The 17006-nt window shown below is 54.4% G+C and carries 24 protein-coding genes; 22 read left to right on the forward strand and 2 right to left on the reverse strand.

The features are described from left to right. Window positions 1-337: 337 nt before the first annotated feature. Window positions 338-766 carry a DUF2752 domain-containing protein gene (locus Poly41_RS25025; RefSeq protein WP_146530070.1) on the reverse strand — a complete coding sequence of 143 codons (429 nt, stop codon included), beginning with the start codon at window positions 764-766 and terminating at the stop codon, window positions 338-340. Window positions 767-991: 225 nt separating this feature from the next. Here Poly41_RS25025 and rpsJ point away from each other — a divergent pair, with 225 nt between their 5' ends. The 22 genes from rpsJ (at window position 992) to cls (ending at window position 15721) form a co-directional block, all read left to right on the forward strand. Continuing rightward, window positions 992-1318, forward strand: coding sequence for a 30S ribosomal protein S10 (gene rpsJ / locus Poly41_RS25030; protein ID WP_146530072.1), 327 nt, complete (start codon window positions 992-994; stop codon window positions 1316-1318). Window positions 1319-1637: 319 nt separating this feature from the next. Then, window positions 1638-2291 carry a 50S ribosomal protein L3 gene (gene rplC / locus Poly41_RS25035; protein WP_231615928.1) on the forward strand — a complete coding sequence of 218 codons (654 nt, stop codon included), beginning with the start codon at window positions 1638-1640 and terminating at the stop codon, window positions 2289-2291. 6 nt (window positions 2292-2297) lie between these two features. Further along, window positions 2298-2954 carry a 50S ribosomal protein L4 gene (gene rplD / locus Poly41_RS25040; protein ID WP_146530074.1) on the forward strand — a complete coding sequence of 219 codons (657 nt, stop codon included), beginning with the start codon at window positions 2298-2300 and terminating at the stop codon, window positions 2952-2954. A 60-nt stretch (window positions 2955-3014) separates the two neighbouring features. Next, window positions 3015-3338, forward strand: coding sequence for a 50S ribosomal protein L23 (rplW, locus tag Poly41_RS25045; protein ID WP_146530076.1), 324 nt, complete (start codon window positions 3015-3017; stop codon window positions 3336-3338). A 76-nt stretch (window positions 3339-3414) separates the two neighbouring features. Beyond that, window positions 3415-4275 (forward strand): 50S ribosomal protein L2, encoded by an 861-nt coding sequence (gene rplB, locus Poly41_RS25050; RefSeq protein ID WP_146530077.1) that lies wholly within the window; start codon window positions 3415-3417, stop codon window positions 4273-4275. 28 nt (window positions 4276-4303) lie between these two features. Further along, the gene (gene rpsS / locus Poly41_RS25055; RefSeq protein WP_146530079.1) at window positions 4304-4576 is read left to right on the forward strand and encodes a 30S ribosomal protein S19; all 273 of its coding nucleotides are present in this window, start codon (window positions 4304-4306) and stop codon (window positions 4574-4576) included. 89 nt (window positions 4577-4665) lie between these two features. Then, window positions 4666-5025, forward strand: a complete 360-nt coding sequence (gene rplV, locus Poly41_RS25060; protein WP_146530081.1) for a 50S ribosomal protein L22 — start codon at window positions 4666-4668, stop codon at window positions 5023-5025. A gap of 71 nt (window positions 5026-5096) precedes the next feature. Next, window positions 5097-5807 carry a 30S ribosomal protein S3 gene (rpsC, locus tag Poly41_RS25065; protein ID WP_146530083.1) on the forward strand — a complete coding sequence of 237 codons (711 nt, stop codon included), beginning with the start codon at window positions 5097-5099 and terminating at the stop codon, window positions 5805-5807. Then, a complete protein-coding gene (gene rplP, locus Poly41_RS25070; RefSeq protein ID WP_146530085.1) occupies window positions 5746-6162 on the forward strand; it encodes a 50S ribosomal protein L16 in 417 nt (138 codons plus the stop codon). The genes rpsC and rplP overlap by 62 nt, the downstream gene beginning before the upstream one ends. 30 nt (window positions 6163-6192) lie before the next feature. After that, window positions 6193-6393, forward strand: coding sequence for a 50S ribosomal protein L29 (gene rpmC, locus Poly41_RS25075; RefSeq protein ID WP_146530087.1), 201 nt, complete (start codon window positions 6193-6195; stop codon window positions 6391-6393). 44 nt (window positions 6394-6437) lie between these two features. Beyond that, window positions 6438-6773: a 30S ribosomal protein S17 gene (gene rpsQ / locus Poly41_RS25080; RefSeq protein WP_146530089.1), complete on the forward strand. Its 336-nt coding sequence runs from the start codon at window positions 6438-6440 to the stop codon at window positions 6771-6773. Window positions 6774-6868: 95 nt separating this feature from the next. Further along, complete coding sequence (gene rplN / locus Poly41_RS25085; protein ID WP_146530090.1) at window positions 6869-7237, forward strand: 50S ribosomal protein L14; 369 nt, start codon at window positions 6869-6871, stop codon at window positions 7235-7237. A gap of 71 nt (window positions 7238-7308) precedes the next feature. Beyond that, entirely contained in the window at window positions 7309-7659 is a 351-nt protein-coding gene (rplX, locus tag Poly41_RS25090; RefSeq protein ID WP_146530092.1) for a 50S ribosomal protein L24, read from the forward strand. Between the two features lie 49 nt (window positions 7660-7708). Continuing rightward, a complete protein-coding gene (rplE, locus tag Poly41_RS25095; protein ID WP_146530094.1) occupies window positions 7709-8287 on the forward strand; it encodes a 50S ribosomal protein L5 in 579 nt (192 codons plus the stop codon). 74 nt (window positions 8288-8361) lie between these two features. Then, window positions 8362-8547 (forward strand): type Z 30S ribosomal protein S14, encoded by a 186-nt coding sequence (locus Poly41_RS25100; RefSeq protein ID WP_146530096.1) that lies wholly within the window; start codon window positions 8362-8364, stop codon window positions 8545-8547. A gap of 28 nt (window positions 8548-8575) precedes the next feature. Beyond that, window positions 8576-8974, forward strand: a complete 399-nt coding sequence (gene rpsH, locus Poly41_RS25105) for a 30S ribosomal protein S8 (RefSeq protein WP_146400995.1) — start codon at window positions 8576-8578, stop codon at window positions 8972-8974. A gap of 96 nt (window positions 8975-9070) precedes the next feature. Then, entirely contained in the window at window positions 9071-9616 is a 546-nt protein-coding gene (rplF, locus tag Poly41_RS25110) for a 50S ribosomal protein L6 (RefSeq protein WP_146530098.1), read from the forward strand. A 123-nt stretch (window positions 9617-9739) separates the two neighbouring features. Continuing rightward, window positions 9740-10108 carry a 50S ribosomal protein L18 gene (rplR, locus tag Poly41_RS25115; protein WP_146530100.1) on the forward strand — a complete coding sequence of 123 codons (369 nt, stop codon included), beginning with the start codon at window positions 9740-9742 and terminating at the stop codon, window positions 10106-10108. A 65-nt stretch (window positions 10109-10173) separates the two neighbouring features. After that, on the forward strand, window positions 10174-10707 hold the full coding sequence (gene rpsE / locus Poly41_RS25120; RefSeq protein ID WP_146530102.1) for a 30S ribosomal protein S5: 534 nt from the start codon (window positions 10174-10176) through the stop codon (window positions 10705-10707). 66 nt (window positions 10708-10773) lie between these two features. Then, window positions 10774-11283, forward strand: coding sequence for a 50S ribosomal protein L15 (rplO, locus tag Poly41_RS25125; protein WP_146530104.1), 510 nt, complete (start codon window positions 10774-10776; stop codon window positions 11281-11283). A gap of 348 nt (window positions 11284-11631) precedes the next feature. Further along, the gene (secY, locus tag Poly41_RS25130; RefSeq protein WP_146530106.1) at window positions 11632-13032 is read left to right on the forward strand and encodes a preprotein translocase subunit SecY; all 1401 of its coding nucleotides are present in this window, start codon (window positions 11632-11634) and stop codon (window positions 13030-13032) included. 1210 nt (window positions 13033-14242) lie between these two features. Continuing rightward, window positions 14243-15721 (forward strand): cardiolipin synthase, encoded by a 1479-nt coding sequence (cls, locus tag Poly41_RS25135; protein WP_146530108.1) that lies wholly within the window; start codon window positions 14243-14245, stop codon window positions 15719-15721. 7 nt (window positions 15722-15728) lie between these two features. On the opposite strand, the gene serS is transcribed toward cls, so the two are convergent. Further along, the gene (serS, locus tag Poly41_RS25140) at window positions 15729-17006 is read right to left on the reverse strand and encodes a serine--tRNA ligase (RefSeq protein ID WP_146530110.1); all 1278 of its coding nucleotides are present in this window, start codon (window positions 17004-17006) and stop codon (window positions 15729-15731) included.

Consider the following 17006-nt stretch of genomic DNA (forward strand, 5'->3'; position numbering starts at 1 on the left):
CGTAAATCATCCCGTCAACTCGGCGCCAAGTTGGCTCGATCGAGTCTCACCGCCCCCATCTCGACCAAAAGTGAACCGCTGGCCGTTGACGCTGCGCACAGCCTCCACACCTTCCGCGAATGTTTACCCAACCACCCCTGCCCGCGCAGCGGGAGGGGTCGAGCGCAGCGAGGGGGAGGGCCGGTATAGAAACCGTGCTGGAATTTCATGTTGTAATCGCAGCCCGTTATCCCTCTCCCTCGCTTAGGCTCGACCTCTCCCAGAGGGAGAGGTAAATCTTGTAAGTCTTTTTCAATCAACAACTTAAAACCTGCACGACCTCGTAGGGGGGAGGTCGCTATCCTGGGAACAGTCGCACCGCCCAGTCGACGAGCGTTACCGCGGCGATGGCGATCGCGATCCATGCAGCCGTCTTTTGGTGAGCCAGCAGTGGTGTCTGCGGTTTGGCGACGCACACTCCGCAAACGGCAATTGTGCCCCAGGCGGCAAACGCCAACAAAAAGCCGCCAAGATTGGTTGATGCACTTGCATACCACTGGCCGTGCATGAAATATGCCCAAGACGTGGTCATTCCGCACGAGGGGCAGCGCACGCCGAACAGAACACGTGAGGTGCAAGGCGGAAAACCGAGCTGCTGGTGGGTGCCCAAGCCGTCGGGGTCAGGGTGTAATTGGCTGGCCGTGATCAACAGCGACAACGGCATCGCTGCGACCAAAACAGCGAGGATACGGGTTTTGAGGGGATTGTGCCGCGTGGAATCATGCATTGATCAAAAATTACTCACGCAGAATTCAAAAAGTTTTTCACGAATCGTTCAACAGCCGTTGACGCATCGACGGCGGCAACGTAAATTCTCCGCCTCTCACCTGGGCGATTCGTTCGCTCCGGGACAAGTGTGTTCTAGCTTGCGACGCGTCCTCTATCAACGGGGAGTGTTTGTCTCGCTAGACTCAGTTCAATTCGCAACGTTATTTCGACGGATTAAGCCATCGTGTCAGCCGGTGCAAGTGAAGTTATTCGCATTCGTATGGAAGCATACGACCACTCTGTGCTTGATGTGAGTGCTCAGGAGATCGTCGACACAGTGAAGCGAACGCACAGTGAGGTTCATGGTCCGATTCCGTTGCCGACTCGGATCGAGCGGTACACGGTTTTGTCAGGGCCGTTTGTGAATAAAAAAGCTCGTCAGCAGTACGAGATCCGGACGCATAAGCGTTTGATTGATATTGTCCAGGCGACCGCCAAGACGATTGAAGCATTGAATAAGTTAAGCCTTCCGGCCGGTGTTGATATCAAGATTAAGGCATCAGCGCGCTAAACGGTCAACTGGTCAAGTTCCAAGACAATCTGCCTGCCCGATGTGGGTTTCTCGAGACTTCTCTTTGTCTCGTTGGTGGTTTTCTGGCTCAAATTGCACTCAGTCTAAGAAGCAAGCGGTTTCCGAATGAACGGAAGCCGAGGCGATAACCTGCAGGTCGTGTTCGCTTTACTGCCCGTGTTCGGTTAGTGAAGTGTTTCGGTCGGCTGTTGGTTCGTTTCGGCAAACTTGGGTTCCAACTCGAATGACGGACGTCCTGTGGAAGACATGGGGCGAAGTGAAAGATATGTCACCATCAATTCTCGGCCGCAAAGTCGGGATGACTCAGATTTACTTGGAAGACGGTACCTCCGTTCCTGTGACGGTGATCCAAGCGGGTCCGTGTCATGTGCTGCAGGTTCGCAGTCCAAGTCGTGACGGCTATCAGGCAGTTCAGTTGGGGTTCGAGGATAAGCCTCGTCGTTTGGCGAATCGCAGTGAGCGTGGTCATGTGGCGAAGTTAGAGAGTAAGCGTTCAAAGGATCGTGTTGCTGCCGGCGTTGAGTTGCTCCAGAAGGCTGATTGTGAGCCTCAGCGATTTATCCGTGAATTCCGTGGCGGTGCCGAGGTTGAGGTGGGTTCCACGCTGACGGTCGAGCAGTTTTCGGAAGTCAGGAGGGTTGATGTCACCGGGACCAGTAAGGGTCGTGGTTTCTCGGGTGTCATGAAGCGGCACAATTTTTCTGGCCAACGTGCGACGCACGGTGTGAAGAAGTGTCACCGCTACGCTGGCGGTACCGGTTGCAGTGCGTCGCCGAGTCGCGTCTTTAAGGGCACTCGGATGCCAGGGCAGTACGGTAACACTCAGACAACCGTGCGTAATCTTGAAGTGGTTCGTGTGGATGCCGAGAACAATCTGTTGCTCGTGCGTGGTGCGGTCCCAGGGCCAAACGGTGGGTTCGTTTCGGTTCAAGAAACAAATAAGGTTGGTTAGACGCAGATGGCAACGCTAACAATTTACAATGAAACTGGCGGCGAAGTTGGCCAGTATGAAATCGATACCGAGCAGATCGCCAATCGTGTCAGCAAGCAGTTGATGCACGATGTCGTGGTGATGTATCAGGCGAACAAGCGGCAGGGTTCGCACAACACGCGGACTCGCGGGCAGGTGTCGGGGACGACGAAGAAGATGTACCGCCAAAAGGGGACGGGGAATGCTCGTGCCGGCAGTAAGCGGACGAATATACGTCGCGGTGGTGGTGTCGCAAGGACGATCAAGCCGCGTGATTACAGCTATCGGTTGCCGAAGAAGGCGATTCGCTTGGCGACGCGGATGGCGATCCGTTCGAAAATCGATGACGGCCAGATGGTTGTGGTTGATTCGCTCGGTTTTGCTGAGCCAAAGACCAGCAAGATGGTCTCGGTCCTGAAGGCATTGGGGCTTGATGGCAAGACGACGCTCGTAGCGACAGCGGATCAGGACTTGATGGTTTACAAGAGCGGTCGGAATATCGACGGCGTCAGCGTCTGTCCGGTTCGCGAGTTGAACGCGCTTTCGGTTTTAGCTCCGAATCAAATGCTGGTGACGAAGGCTGCCCTTGATAAGATCAAGGATGGCACCTTTGCTGGGCAGCAAGCGTCGGATGAGAGCGAATGAGGGTTTCTGTGGAAGCCGCATTACGAATTGCAGTAGATTCAAAATAACAAGATACGACTCATGACAAAAATCCAACCACCACCGCAGGCTGAAGGCGCGATTCAGCTTGAGTCGCACCAGATCCTTATGCGTCCGCTTGTGACGGAAAAGGGAGTGCATCGAGCCACGCGAAACAATCAGTACGCATTTCAGATTCATCGGGACGCGACAAAGTTTGATGTCAAACGCGCGGTCGAAGAATTGTTCCACGTCAAGGTGGAAAAGGTGCGTACGCAGACACGTAAAGGCAAGATTCGCCGTTATCGCTATCGCAGCGGGCGGACGAACGATTGGAAGAAGGCGATCGTTCAATTGGCTGAGGATGATCGAATCGACTTCTTTTAACAGTCTTGACGCGGTTTTGGCCGCCTGACTGTTTAGCAAATGACAACTGTAAACTGTAACACTGTGAACTGAAAACATGGGAATCCGAGTCTACAAGCCGACAAGTGCTGGGCGACGCAACGCGTCGGTCAGTGACTTTGCCGAACTGACTCCTGGTTATGTGCCGGAGAAGTCGCTGCTTCGTCCGAAGCAGAAGACCGGTGGGCGAAACAACCAGGGGAAGATCACGGCGCGTCACCGCGGTGGCGGTCACAAGCAGAAGTATCGTGTCGTCGATTTTCGTCGCGCCAAAGATGGTGTGGACGCAGTGGTCGATTCGGTGCAGTATGACCCGAACCGGTCGGCGCGAATCGCGTTGTTGAAGTACGCCGATGGCCAGAAGGTTTACGTTGTTGCTCCGTCGGGTTTGAAGGCGGGTGATACCGTTCAGAACGGACCGGATGCTGCTCCCACATTGGGCAACTGCTTGCCGCTGAAAAACATTCCGCTGGGCACCAGTATCTGTTGCATTGAGTTGCGTGCGGGTCGTGGGGCGACACTTTGTCGTTCGGCGGGGACGCAAGCGACCTTGATGGCTCGTGAGGCAGATTGGGCACAGATTTCGCTGCCAAGCGGTGAGATTCGCCGTATCCCCAGTGTATGTCGGGCGACAATCGGCCAGGTTGGTAATAGTGATCACATGAAGGTTCGGCTAGGCAAGGCCGGTCGATCTCGTTGGCTCGGTCGTCGACCGCATGTCCGCGGGACCGCGATGAATCCCTGCGATCACCCGCACGGTGGTGGTGAAGGTCGAACCAAGGGTGGTCGTCACCCGGTCAGCCCTCAGGGCAAGAATGCCAAGGGTGGTGCAACTCGACAGAAGCGTAAGCCAAGTAACAGTGCAATCGTCCGCCGTCGCAAGAGTCGACGTTACGGCCAGTTGAAATTACACAAGTAAGATACAAAACACGAAATTGATTTGATTTATGAGCCGCAGTAGCAAGAAAGGTCCGTTTGTCGACCCGAAGTTGTTCTTCAAGGTACAGAAGCAACTCGACGGCGCACGGAGCGAACCGATCAAGACATGGGCACGTTCCTGCACGATCGTTCCGGAATTCGTGAACATTACGTTCATGGTTCATGATGGACGCAAGCATGTGAAAGTGTTGGTGTCCGAAGACATGGTTGGTCACAAGCTTGGCGAGTTCGCACCGACCCGAACGTTTCGTGGTCACGGCGGCAAAGGCGGCAAGAAGTAGTCGTCCTGCGGCATGGCTCGTAGGAAATCCTGATTCGCTAAATAAGACAACGCCCCGTGAACAGCGTCGCGGGACCACTGAGAAAAGATATGGCCAATTTCACAGCACATTATCGCAACGCACGCATCAGCGCTCAAAAAGTGCGTCTGCTCGCCAATTTGGTTCGTGGGATGTACGCCGACGAGGCACTGGATACGCTGAAGTTTCAGCCGCAGCGTGGAGCTCGGATGCTAGAGAAGGTGATCAAGAGTGCGGTGGGCAATGCTCAGGATCCGGACCAGAACGATGGTCGCAGTCATCGAATTGAGGAGTTGGTTTTGACCGACGTCCGCATCGATGGTGGTCCGATGCTCAAGCGGATTCGTCCGCGTGCCCGTGGGACTGCGTTCATGATCAAGAAGCGAAGCAGCCACATCCACGTGGGATTGACCCCGATCGACGAGATATAGTGGGAGCGCAGCCAGCAGGCTGTTTCCTGACCGAACATCACCTAAGAAAGAAAACAGACGAGTCCTAAATTATGGGTCAAAAAGTTAACCCGATTGCGTTTCGAACTGGCGTCACTCGCGGCTGGACCAGCCGATGGTATGCATCGAAACAGGACTTTGCGGATTTGTTGCTGGAAGATCGCAAACTGCGAGATTTCATCAAGAATCATCCGAAGAAGACTCAGTACAAGAACGCTGGGATTGACCGGATCGAGATCGAGCGTACTCGCGACGAAGTTCGTGTGATGATGTTCGTTGCCCGCCCCGGTTTGATCATTGGCAAGAAGGGTCAGGAGATTGAAATCCTGCAAGCAGAACTTCAAAACCTGATTGGTCGTCGAATCAATTTGAAGGTGGAAGAGGTAGGACGCCCTGAGTTGATGGCTCAGTTAGTGGCCGAAGATATCGCACAACAATTGTCAAAGCGATCCAGTTTTCGTCGTACGATGAAGCGCTCGCTCGAGACAACGATGGACGCCGGAGCCAAGGGCATCAAGGTTCAATTGGCAGGGCGTTTGGGCGGAGCGGAAATGGCTCGCCGAGAAAAGCAAATTGCAGGATCCATTCCTTTGAGTACCCTGCAAGCAAAGATCGACTATGGAACAACTGAAGCGGTGACGCCACAGGGGCACATCGGGATTCAGGTGTGGATTAATCAAGGTACTTACGGAGACGAATCCGATGGCGCTGATGCCCAAGCGGGTCAAGCATCGAAAAAGCCAAAGAGGTCGCATAAAAGGTAGCGCGACGCGCGGCAACACCGTCGTCTTCGGTGACTATGGTATTCAATCCCTCGACGCGGGTTGGATCAAGGCCACGACGATTGAAGCCGGTCGTATCGCTGCTCAGCAATACGTCCGCGGTGAAGGAAAGCTCTACATTCGAATCTTCCCAGACAAATCGGTGACCAGCACTCCGCTGGAAACTCGGATGGGTAAGGGGAAGGGTGAGCCGGACTTCTGGGCCGCGGTCGTAAAGCCGGGGACGGTTTTGTACGAACTCGGTGGTGTGACAGAACAACAAGCCAAGGTTTGCTTTGCCCGGTTGGCAAGTAAGCTGCCGGTTAAGGTTCGTTTTGTTGAACGACGTACGGCTTAATTGCCTCAATAGCTAATTCAAAGCATACCCATGACAAAAATTAATGAACTTCGCGACATGAGCGATGAACAACTGCAGGCGACGATGAACGAAGCGGGTGAGACCCTGTTTCGACTTCGTTTTCAATCGCAGTCGGAACGACTCAATACGCCCAGTGAAATTCGAAAGAACCGCCGCTTGATCGCTCGGATCAAGACGCTGCAAACAGAACGCGCTGCGGCGATTCAGTAAGTCATCCCCCTTTCCCCGTCAACCAAGCGGGATCAAGAAGAACTATGCCAAAGCGTGTCGTATCCGGAGTCGTCACTAGTGACAAGATGAGCAAGACTCGTCGTGTTGAGATCAATCGTGTCGTCAAACATCCGAAGTATAAGAAGTATGTCCGCCGCCGTACGGTTTGCCACATGCACGACGAGAACAACGAGTCGGGCCAAGGCGATCTTGTAGAGTTGATTGAATCCGAACCCCTGAGCAAGTTGAAGCGTTGGCGACTGGTTCGTGTGCTGCAAAAGAGCACCGAAGTGGACGTGGCAGCCCTGCGTGCTGCTCGCAAAAGCGCGGAAGCCGAAGCTTTGGAAGCGGCTCATGCGGGTGAGGGATCCGAAGGCTAGACAGAACGCGTGATGGGCGTCAGTGCCTGTCGACCCAAAGCAGTAACAACACAACCGATAGAAACACAAAGGGCCTGCAAGCGGCCACGTAAACCATGATCCAACAAGAATCCCGACTCGAGGTTGCCGACAACACCGGTGCTCGAGAAGTCATGTGCATCAAAGTGCTTGGCGGCTCGCGTCGCCGATTCGCCAGCGTTGGTGACGTGATTGTGTGCAGCGTGAAAAGTGTGATTCCTGGCAGCGATGTCAAGAAGAAATCGATCGTTCGTGCGGTCATCGTTCGGACCAAGACTCCGACGCGACGGGCCGACGGCAGTTACATTCGGTTTGATTCCAACGCAGTGGTTTTGATCGACAAAGATCAAACGCCTCGAGGGACACGTATTTTCGGCGCTGTCGCTCGCGAACTTCGCGAACGCAACTTTATGAAGATTGTTTCGCTCGCCAATGAAGTGGTTTAGGTAAGGCTGGGCATTGCCGTTCGAGCCGAAATTCAAGTTAAATTAAATCAGAAAACAAGTACGAATCGACCATGTATTTTCGCATTGATGACGAAGTTCAAGTGATCGCCGGGGCCGATCGAGGCCATCGCGGCAAGATCTTGAAGATCGACCGTAAGAAGAACAAGCTAGTCGTCGAGGGTGCTGGTCGTGTGTGGAAGCACGTGCGAAAGAGCCAGAAGAACCCGCAAGGGGGGCGACTCAATAAAGAGATGCCTATCTCGGCGAGCAACGTCATGTTGGTCGATCCGACAACCGGAACACCCACCAAGGTGGGTGTTCGGTTCTTGGCAGATGGCAGCAAAGAGCGTTTTGCGAAGAAGAGCGGTGCGACGTTGGGCAAGATCGCCCCGGCTCGTGCTGCTCATGTGACGAAGAAGTAAGTAGTTCAGACTAACCACCGACCATCTATTAGACGCAGTAAGAGCCAACATGGCTGATACCAAAACACGAATGCAAGTCCGCTATGATGAGACCATACGCCAAGCGTTGGTCGAAAAGCATGGCTACAAGAATCCTCACCAGGTTCCGCGAGTCGAGAAGATCACGCTGAACATGGGCGTTGGCAGTGCGACGGGTGATAAGAAGATCCTGGATCTGGCCTACGACGCGATGACTCAGATTGCAGGTCAAAAGCCCGTGATCACCATCGCTCGAAAGTCGATCGCGGGTTTTCGCCTTCGCGAAGGGATGCCGATCGGTTGCATGGTGACCCTGCGACGACAACGGATGTTCGAGTTTCTTGACCGCTTGGTTTCGATCGTTCTTCCGCGAGTGCGTGACTTTCGTGGGATCAATCGCAACGCGTTTGACGGAAATGGGAATTACACACTCGGTTTGACTGAGCAGTTGGTGTTTCCTGAGTTGAACCCGGACAAGTTCACTCGCCCGCAAGGGATGAACATCACGATCGTCACGTCGGCGACCAATAATGACGAAGCTCGTGACCTGTTGGCGCTGTTCGGTATGCCTTTTAAGGCCGCACCGACGAAGAAGACGGACGCAGCTTAGGTCAGGTGCAACCCTGGCGAATTGAATACAACAACCTTTAAAGACCCCTGAATTAACCAACGGAACGTTTCCTCGTGGCAAGTAAATCAAAAATCGCGAAGGCCGGTCGAAAACCGAAGTTCAGCACGCGGCGGGAAAATCGCTGCAAGTTCTGCGGACGCCCGCGCTCGGTGTATCGAAAGTTTGGCTTGTGCAGAATCTGTTTTCGCGAGAATGCGAACATTGGGTTGATTCCCGGCGTTCGTAAGGCAAGTTGGTAATTGAGCCTGTTAGGGGAGAATACAAATTATGATGACTGACCCAATTGCCGACATGCTGACTCGAATCCGTAACGCGGTTCGTGTGGAAAAACCCTTCGTGGATGTTCCCAGCAGTCGGGTGAAGCGTGGTGTTGCAGACGTACTGAAGCGAGAAGGTTTCATTTGGGACTGGAAGGAAGTTGACGAGGAGAACCCTTCGTCAACGCTTCGACTGGAACTGAAGTACGGACCGAACGGCGAACGTGTGATCCAAACGATCAAGCGGATCAGCAAGCCGGGGCGTCGTTTGTACACACGCAGCAAAGAACTGCGTCCAGTGCTGGGGGGGCTAGGTATTAGCATCATCAGTTCAAGTAAGGGTGTGATCAGCGATCGCGAAGCCCGACGAGATAACGTCGGCGGCGAAGTGCTTTGCGAAGTTTCGTAAGCCGTGACCCCACCCAAAAACGTAAATATTTAAACAAGTCGTGTTAGACAAGTTGCAGGTCGAGAGATCTGTGGCGAACCAAAACGAAGTCAAACCATGAGTCGTATCGGAAAGAAACCGGTCCCCGTTGTTGACGGCGCGAAAGTGTCGGTCAGTGGGCGTGTGATCGACGTCGAAGGCCCCAAAGGCAAGTTAAGCTTCGAGCATCGCCCGGAAATTACGGTAGCGGTCAGCGAAGACGGTAACGAAGTGGTGGTCACTCGCGGCGATGACGAACGTACTTCGCGAGCCTTCCACGGTTTGACCCGTGCGATCATCAACAACATGGTCGAAGGGGTCACGAAGGGCTACGAGAAAAAGTTAGAGATCGTGGGCGTGGGTTATCTGGCTGCAATCAGTGGCGACACGTTGCAGTTACGGGTCGGCTATGCGAACGAGTTGCATCGAAAGATCCCAACGGGATTGACGGTGACCTGTCCGGACCAAACGCATGTGGTGATCCAAGGCTGCGATAAGCAAAGCGTTGGTCAATTTGCAGCGGAGATTCGAGCCCTGCGAAAACCGGAACCCTACAAGGGCAAGGGCGTTCGCTATCAAGGCGAACAGGTTAAGATCAAGGCTGGTAAGTCGGCAACCAAGTAAACCTTTAAGCGGGTGGTCTGACCCGGTTGAATCGGTAATCGAAAACAGTATTTGCATTTGACAAGCGAGTGGTTCAGGAAAGGGTCAGACCCCTTTCGGAATCGAACTCAAGCGAATAAGACGATGGATAAGAACAAGAAGCTTCTCAAGAAACGCATTCGACGGCGACAGCACGTTCGCAACAAGTTACGTGGCGACGCGGAACGACCGCGGCTTTGTGTGAGTCGGTCGTTGAAGCATTTCAGTTGCCAGCTTGTCGATGACGAAGCGGGCAAGACCTTGGTCAGCGCAAGCACCTTGGATCAATCCGTTCGCGGAGATGTCGGTTACGGCGGTAACAGTGAGGCGGCAGCCAAGATCGGTACGTTGATTGCCGAGAAAGCGACGGCTGCGGGAATCACGAGTGTGCGATTGGATCGTGGACATAATCGGTACCACGGCCGAGTGAAAGCATTCGCCGACGCGGCACGCGAAGCTGGTTTGCAGTTTTAATAGACGCACCTGCCGTTAGGGCGGGTGGATTCAGAAAAGACAAATCCTAATTCGAGGACAGAACCATTAGTAACGGACCACGAAACAAGCGGAACAAAGGCGAAGAAAATTCGCTCGGCGACTTGCTCGATCGCGTCGTCAAAATTAAACGTTGTGCGGCCGTGGTTAAAGGTGGTCGTCGGTTTAGTTTTGCTGCGATGGTGGTTGTCGGTGACGGCAACGGCAAAGTCGGCTGGGGCTATGGCAAAGCCAATGAGGTTCCACCGAGCGTCCAGAAAGCTCAAAAACAAGCCAGTCATAGCATGATCGACGTGCCCTTGGTCGAAGGCACGCTTCCGCACCAAGTGTGGGGGCGGTATGGAGCGGCCAAGGTGCTGTTGATTCCGGCAGGTGCGGGTACCGGTATCATTGCCGGACAAGCGGTTCGCGCCGTTTGCGAAGCCTGTGGCGTGCACGATATTTTGACCAAGTCGTACGGCACCAATAACCCGGTGACACTTGTCAAAGCAACCGTCGATGCATTGTCCAAGCTGAGGACACGCGAGCAAGTCGCGGCGCTTCGCGGACTCGAGGTCGAAGAGTTGACCGCTGCAAAGTAGTTCAATTCGTACGATCCCAACCAAACATCACCATTCAATCTAAACGTATTTGATCCAGGTTTCGTTATGAACCTTAACGACGTCCATCGCGGGATAACCAAGCACCGCAAACGCAAACGCATCGGGCGTGGTCCCGGTAGCGGTACGGGTAAGACATCCGGCCGTGGTCACAAGGGGCACAAGAGCCGTAGTGGGTACAGTCGAAAACCCAACTTCCAAGGCGGTGCGATGCCGATGTTCCGGCGCGTTCCCAAGCGAGGCTTTAACAACAAATGGTCCGTCGACGTGTTCGCGGTCAACGTTGGCAAGTTGAACGAAGCATTCGATGACGGTGCCGAAGTGACCCTGCAAGAATTGGCGGCCAAGGACTTGGCAAAAGGTAGTTTTGATGAGGTGAAGATCCTCGGCGATGGCGAATTGACCAAGAAGCTGACCGTTTCGGCTCATCGATTCAGCAAGAGTGCCGAAGAGAAGATCACGGCTGCCGGAGGGACGATCAATAAGTTGGCCCCAAAACGAGAGCCAGCCGAACGCGTTGCGGCGCTCAAGCAAGAACGCGAAGCTGCGAAAAAGTAGCGTTTGCGTCGGACCACCCGGTCCGATCGTTGACCGCCGCGGGTTGCGGCACCGCTCTTTTTCAATCGCGGTCTCCCCACAAGGAGCCGCACACGAGGCAACCGAGAGGGCCAACCGCCCGGCCGACTGCGAGTTGGCCGGGCGGTTGGCCCTTATTTATGCCCCTGTCCCACTGGTGGCGCGGGTCGTTCAAATAAAATCATTTCCAGCCTTCGGATTACCTACATTCCTATCGCCCAGAACCTGCACAAACGGTAAACTTCGCCTAGGAATCGGGTGTGTCGATCGACTCACCGGGTATCACATACCGGCATTTTACGCCCTGCCAAACACGAGACAGTTTGACGTATGTTTGAGAAACTACGAATCATTTTTTCGATTCCCGAACTTCGTAAGAAGGTACTTCTGACGATCGGCTTGTTGGCCGTTTATCGGATCGGTTTCCACATCCCGTTGCCGATGATCGCAACCAATATGGGCGATACGGTGGGCGGTGGAGCCGCCGACTTCTTTGAGAAGGTCAGCGTGTTTGCTGCCAGCGATCTACGGCAAGCGACCATTTTTGGTCTCGGCATCATGCCCTATATCTCGGCATCGATTATTTTCCAGCTTCTCGGCAGCGTCTACAAGCCGCTCGAGGAACTCAAGAAAGAAGGCGAAGCTGGACGCAAAAAACTCAACGAATACACCCGTTATTTGACCGTCTTCATTTGTGTGATCCAGAGCTACATGTACTTGAAGTTCATGTTGATGGCGGGTGGCAGTACGGGCTACGGAAACATCAACCCCAACTTTTTGAATGCTGATGCAACCGGCTTGTTTTTCGGTTGGCAAATTGTCGCCGTCTTGGTGATGACCTGTGGTACGGTGTTCTTGATGTGGCTGGGTGAACAGATTGACGAATACGGGATCGGCAATGGGATCAGCCTGCTGATCATGGCGGGGATCTTGGCTCGAATGCCTCAGGCGTTGTATGAGCTGATTCGAAACATGAAGACCGAGTTGACCGGGTTGAGCCGGGGGCAAGTCGGGATCGAAACCTTGATTCTGCTGGTCCTGCTTTTTGTAGGCGTCGTTTTTGGTGTCGTCTTCATTACGCTTGGTCAACGCAAGATACCGACGCAATCGGCAAAGTTCACTCGAGGTCGCCGTGTCTATGGTGGGACTCGCCAACATTTGCCGCTTCGTATCAATCAAGCAGGGGTCATGCCGATCATTTTCGCAAGTAGTTTGCTAATGATTCCCGGTGTGATGTTCGGTTTTCTGGCTGCTCGATTCGAAAGTGGAGGAACCCTGTTTAACTTCTTAAACCTATCCAGTTTGACGCTGAGCGATCAGTCCTCGTACATCTTTAACCTGCTGTACGTCGCCCTGATCTTCTTCTTCTGTTTCTTCTGGACAGCGATTACCTTCAACCCGAAGGAAATGTCAGACAACCTGCGAGATAGCGGAACGTTTATCCCTGGTTATCGGCCGGGCAAGCGAACGACGGACTACCTTGAAAAGGTGATGGTTCGAATCACCTATGTCGGAGCCGCGTTCTTGTCGATCGTCGCGATTGTTCCGACCATCGTTTACGGATCGCTTGGTGTCCCCTATTCGATCGCCGGTTTTTACGGTGGGACAGGCTTGCTGATTGCCGTCAGCGTGGCCTTTGACCTCGTACAAAAGATCGACTCGCATCTCGTCATGCGAAACTATCGTGGCTTGCTCGAAGGTGCGGGTGGCGGAGTCACGCCGGTCGTATAGCTCCCCATCGCTTGGCTGGCCTGATGAATCGATGTTAAGACGTATCGAAACGTTGGCCGCGCGTTCTGGGCCCTTCTCCTCGCTGCGCTCGACCCCTTCCGCTGCGCTGCTCGTTGTACCGCGCATCTCGGGTGGTGTCTAATACATGTGCGGGGTAGGTGACGAGATTTCGCTCTGGACTTTCGACAAACCGCTGCGAATGATTGTTGCCTTGCGGTTCGCGCTGGTGCTGCGAACATGGGAAAGCCTGTTGCACGGAGGTGCGGTTCATGGGTGCGGTGGCTCTCGGACTCCTCGGTCAAAAAACCGGCTCATCCGACCGAAGCGCGCGGAACCCAGACTCAAGGTTTTTTGGAGGTATGGCTCCGGTGTCCAATGATCTCTTAGAAAAGAGTCCCCGACGGTCGGTCGTCCGCAGGGAACCGGTAGCACCCTTGGCGCACCGTCGACCGGGATATCCCTTGTCAAGTTGCAACTCTGCAGAGCTCGACTCCGTTTCTACCGGCAACTGCACGATAACAAGTGAAAATAGCTCCTGCCAGCAATGATGGGACACCGGAGAGATGCCTCGAAAACCTCCTGCGCACGCTTCCGCCGGATGAGCCAAAAAACCTAGGTGCGCAACAGCCTCAGCAAGCTTACACCTTCGCAAAAATCGGACAAGCGACGCAGTCCCCCCATCTCCGAGGTCGTGCAGTTTTTAAGTTGTGACTGCTGAAGTGTTTAGGTATCCAACCACCCCTGCCCGCGCAGCGGGAGGGGTCGAGCGCAGCGAGGGGGAGGGCCGGTATAGAAACAGTGCTGGAATTTCATGTTGTCATCGCAGCCCGTTTTCCCTCTCCCTCGCTTAGGCTCGACCTCTCCCAGAGGGAGAGGTAAATCTTGTAAGTCTTATTCAATCAACAACTTAAAAACTGCACGACCTCCAAGCGGGAGGGGTGGTTTGCCTCGCCCTTTGGGAGAGGGTTTCTTGGGACCCAAAATGGGTTGCTCCCTACGACCCCTTTCGAATCGGTGATACTTCCCATCGGTCTCCAAACCCCCACCGATTCGTCAGGTCACCGCTTGGCCGTGAAGGTGAAGGGTCCTACGCCCTCTTGTTGACCTCCGAGTTCAGGATGAGGGCGTTTTTCGTTGCTGACACGTTTTTCGCAATTGCCTACGCTATAGTGATCGAGGTAAGCTTTCGCGGAAGGTGGCGAACGAGTTGATGGAAACCGTGCTTGATTTTTTCCGAAACTGGTCAACGCTCACGACGCTTTCGGTCGTTGTCTTGGCGATCCAGGTTTTGGCGATCTGGTCGGCTTTTCATGCTCTACGATACGTTCGTACCTCTCAAGCGGTCGTGGCCTGGGTGGTGGCCTTGATCACCTTGCCGTTCTTGGCACTGCCACTCTACTGGGTTTTTGCGCGACATCGTTTTGAAGGGTATCGCGAAGCGATCCGCGACACCGGTGAGCGACATCTGATGTCAGTGAAAGCCATCCGTCGCGAATTGCTAACGCCGACGGATACGCAGTCGACGAAGCTCGATTCGCCACTTGAGCATGTTGCGGATGTCTTGGACACGCCGATATCGCACGGCAATCAGTTTCAATTGATCGTCAATGGCGATGCCTTTTTCGACGAGGTGGACTCGCAGATCCGCACTGCGCAGCGCTACATCTATGCTGCTTTCTATATCATCCGCGATGATGAAGTGGGTAACCGTTTTGCGGACGCATTGATTGAGCGTGCCGAAGCGGGAGTGGCCGTGCGTTTGTTGTACGACGAGGTTGGTTGTTTGCGGTTGTCAAAGCACTACCTTGCTCGGCTGAGCCGGGCGGGGGTCGATGTGCGAGCGTTCAACACGCGTCAAGGTTTCGTGAACCGCTTTCAAATCAATTTTCGAAATCATCGAAAAATGTTGGTCATTGATGGTCTTCGGGCGATTGTCGGTGGTTTGAACGTTGGCAATGAGTATGTGGGGAAAGCCAGCTGGATTTCTGATTGGCGTGACACGGCGGTTCTGGTCCGAGGCAGAGTCGCTCGCAAGGTCCAAGCGGTCTTCGCCGGTGACTACTACTGGGCCGCTCGCTGTGATCTGCCAGAAGCCGATTGGAGTGAGGATCTGGATGCCGGCGATTCCGCGACCTGCTCAACTGGACTGGCAGCCGTTTGTGCAACGGGCCCGGCCGATTTGCGGCCGCGAGCGACGATGATGTTCTCCGCAGCGATCGGTGCGGCTCGTCAGCGTGTTTGGATCGCGACTCCGTACCTTGTGCCAGATGATGCGTCGATGGTTGCACTTTCGATGGCAATCGCACGTGGTGTGGACGTCCGGATCCTGATCCCGTCGGTCGCGGATCAATGGCCGGTCTATCTGGCGGGGTTCTACTATGAGCGCGAACTGGCGGAAGTTGGCATTCCCGTTTATCGCTACAAAGAAGGGTTGATGCACCAGAAATGCATGCTCATCGACGACGCTTTGGTCTTGGTGGGCTCAACGAACTTGGATAACCGATCGTTGTACTTGAACTTTGAGCTAATGTTGGCGATTCAAGATCCAGAGTTCATTAATGAATTTCGAACCATGTTGGAAAACGACTTTGCGGAGTCGACCCATACCAACGGTTCGGGGAAACCACTGCGTCCTTGGCTCTCGCGGGTCGGCACCGCGATTGCCAGGTTGTTCAGCCCCGTACTCTAAAGCCTGATTATGCCTTGAGCGAATCGCATCCGACCCAGGGACGCAAGACGTTCGGGATATTGATCGAACCGTCGGCTTGTTGCTGGTTTTCTAGGATCGCGATCATGGCCCGACCGGTTGCGACCGCCGTTCCATTGAGCGTATGGACAAACTCTGTTCCTTTTTGTCCGGGGCGTTTAAATCGGACATTCAAGCGACGCGCTTGGTAATCGGTGCAATTGCTCGTGCTGGTGACTTCGCCCCACTCACCCCCCTCACCGCGGCCCGGCATCCATGCTTCCAGATCGTATTTGCGGTACGCTGGGCCACCGAGATCTCCGCTGGCCGTATCGATCACACGGTAGGGAACCTCCAGAGCATCGAAGAGCTCGCATTCCAGCTGTCGCATTTCTTCGTGAAGGCTGTCGCTTTGGTCGGGTGCAGCAAAGGCAAACATCTCGACCTTGGTGAATTGATGGACGCGATACAAGCCTTTTGAAGCCCGTCCGGCCGCCCCGGCCTCGGTGCGGAAACAATGACTTAGGCCACATAGCCGAAGTGGCAAGGTTTCGACATCGAGGGTCTGCCCGGACATCATCCCACCGAGTGGTATTTCGGCGGTTGCAACCAAGTTCAACTCGGTGTTCTCGATGCTGTAGATTTGAGTTTCCGGACCCCGAGGATTGAACCCGGTTCCCTGCAGCACGCTGGTCAGGGCCAAGTCAGGCGTCGTGACGGGCGTGAAGCCGCGGTCGGCGAGAAACTGGATCGCAAACTGCTGTAGCGCCAAATCGATTCGGACTGCGGCGTTTCGCAAGAAATAGAAGCCGGCCCCGGCCACCCGAGCGCCCGATTCAAAATCGAACAAATCGTGCTTTTCACCGATTTTCAAGTGATCGAGAGGTTGGAAGTCAAAGCGAGGCTTCGGCGTTTTTCCGAGCGACAACTCGTTGGCGTCTTCCTCACCACCGGTTGGTGCGTCGGGATGCGTCAGGTTGGGGATCACGGTTTGAAGCTCGATCACTTGAGCCTCCAACTCGTCTTGCTCCCGCTGGGCTGCGTCCTTTTGATCACGCAGCTCTCGTCCTTTCTCGATCCATTGCTGGCGTTCCGCAGCATCCTTGGCGGGGCCGATCTTCTTGCTGACCTCGTTGGCTTGGCGATTCAGATCTTGAGTGAGCTGCAGCTTCGCAAGCCGCTGTTCTTCGAGCGAGACGATTTTTTCGATGTCGCAATCGACACCTCGGCGACGGCAATTTTCGGCAACCGCTTCTGCGTTTTGAATAATGTATTTTCGGTCGAGCAT

This window comes from Novipirellula artificiosorum (assembly GCF_007860135.1).
In the GTDB taxonomy this organism is placed as follows: Bacteria; Planctomycetota; Planctomycetia; order Pirellulales; family Pirellulaceae; genus Novipirellula_A; species Novipirellula_A artificiosorum.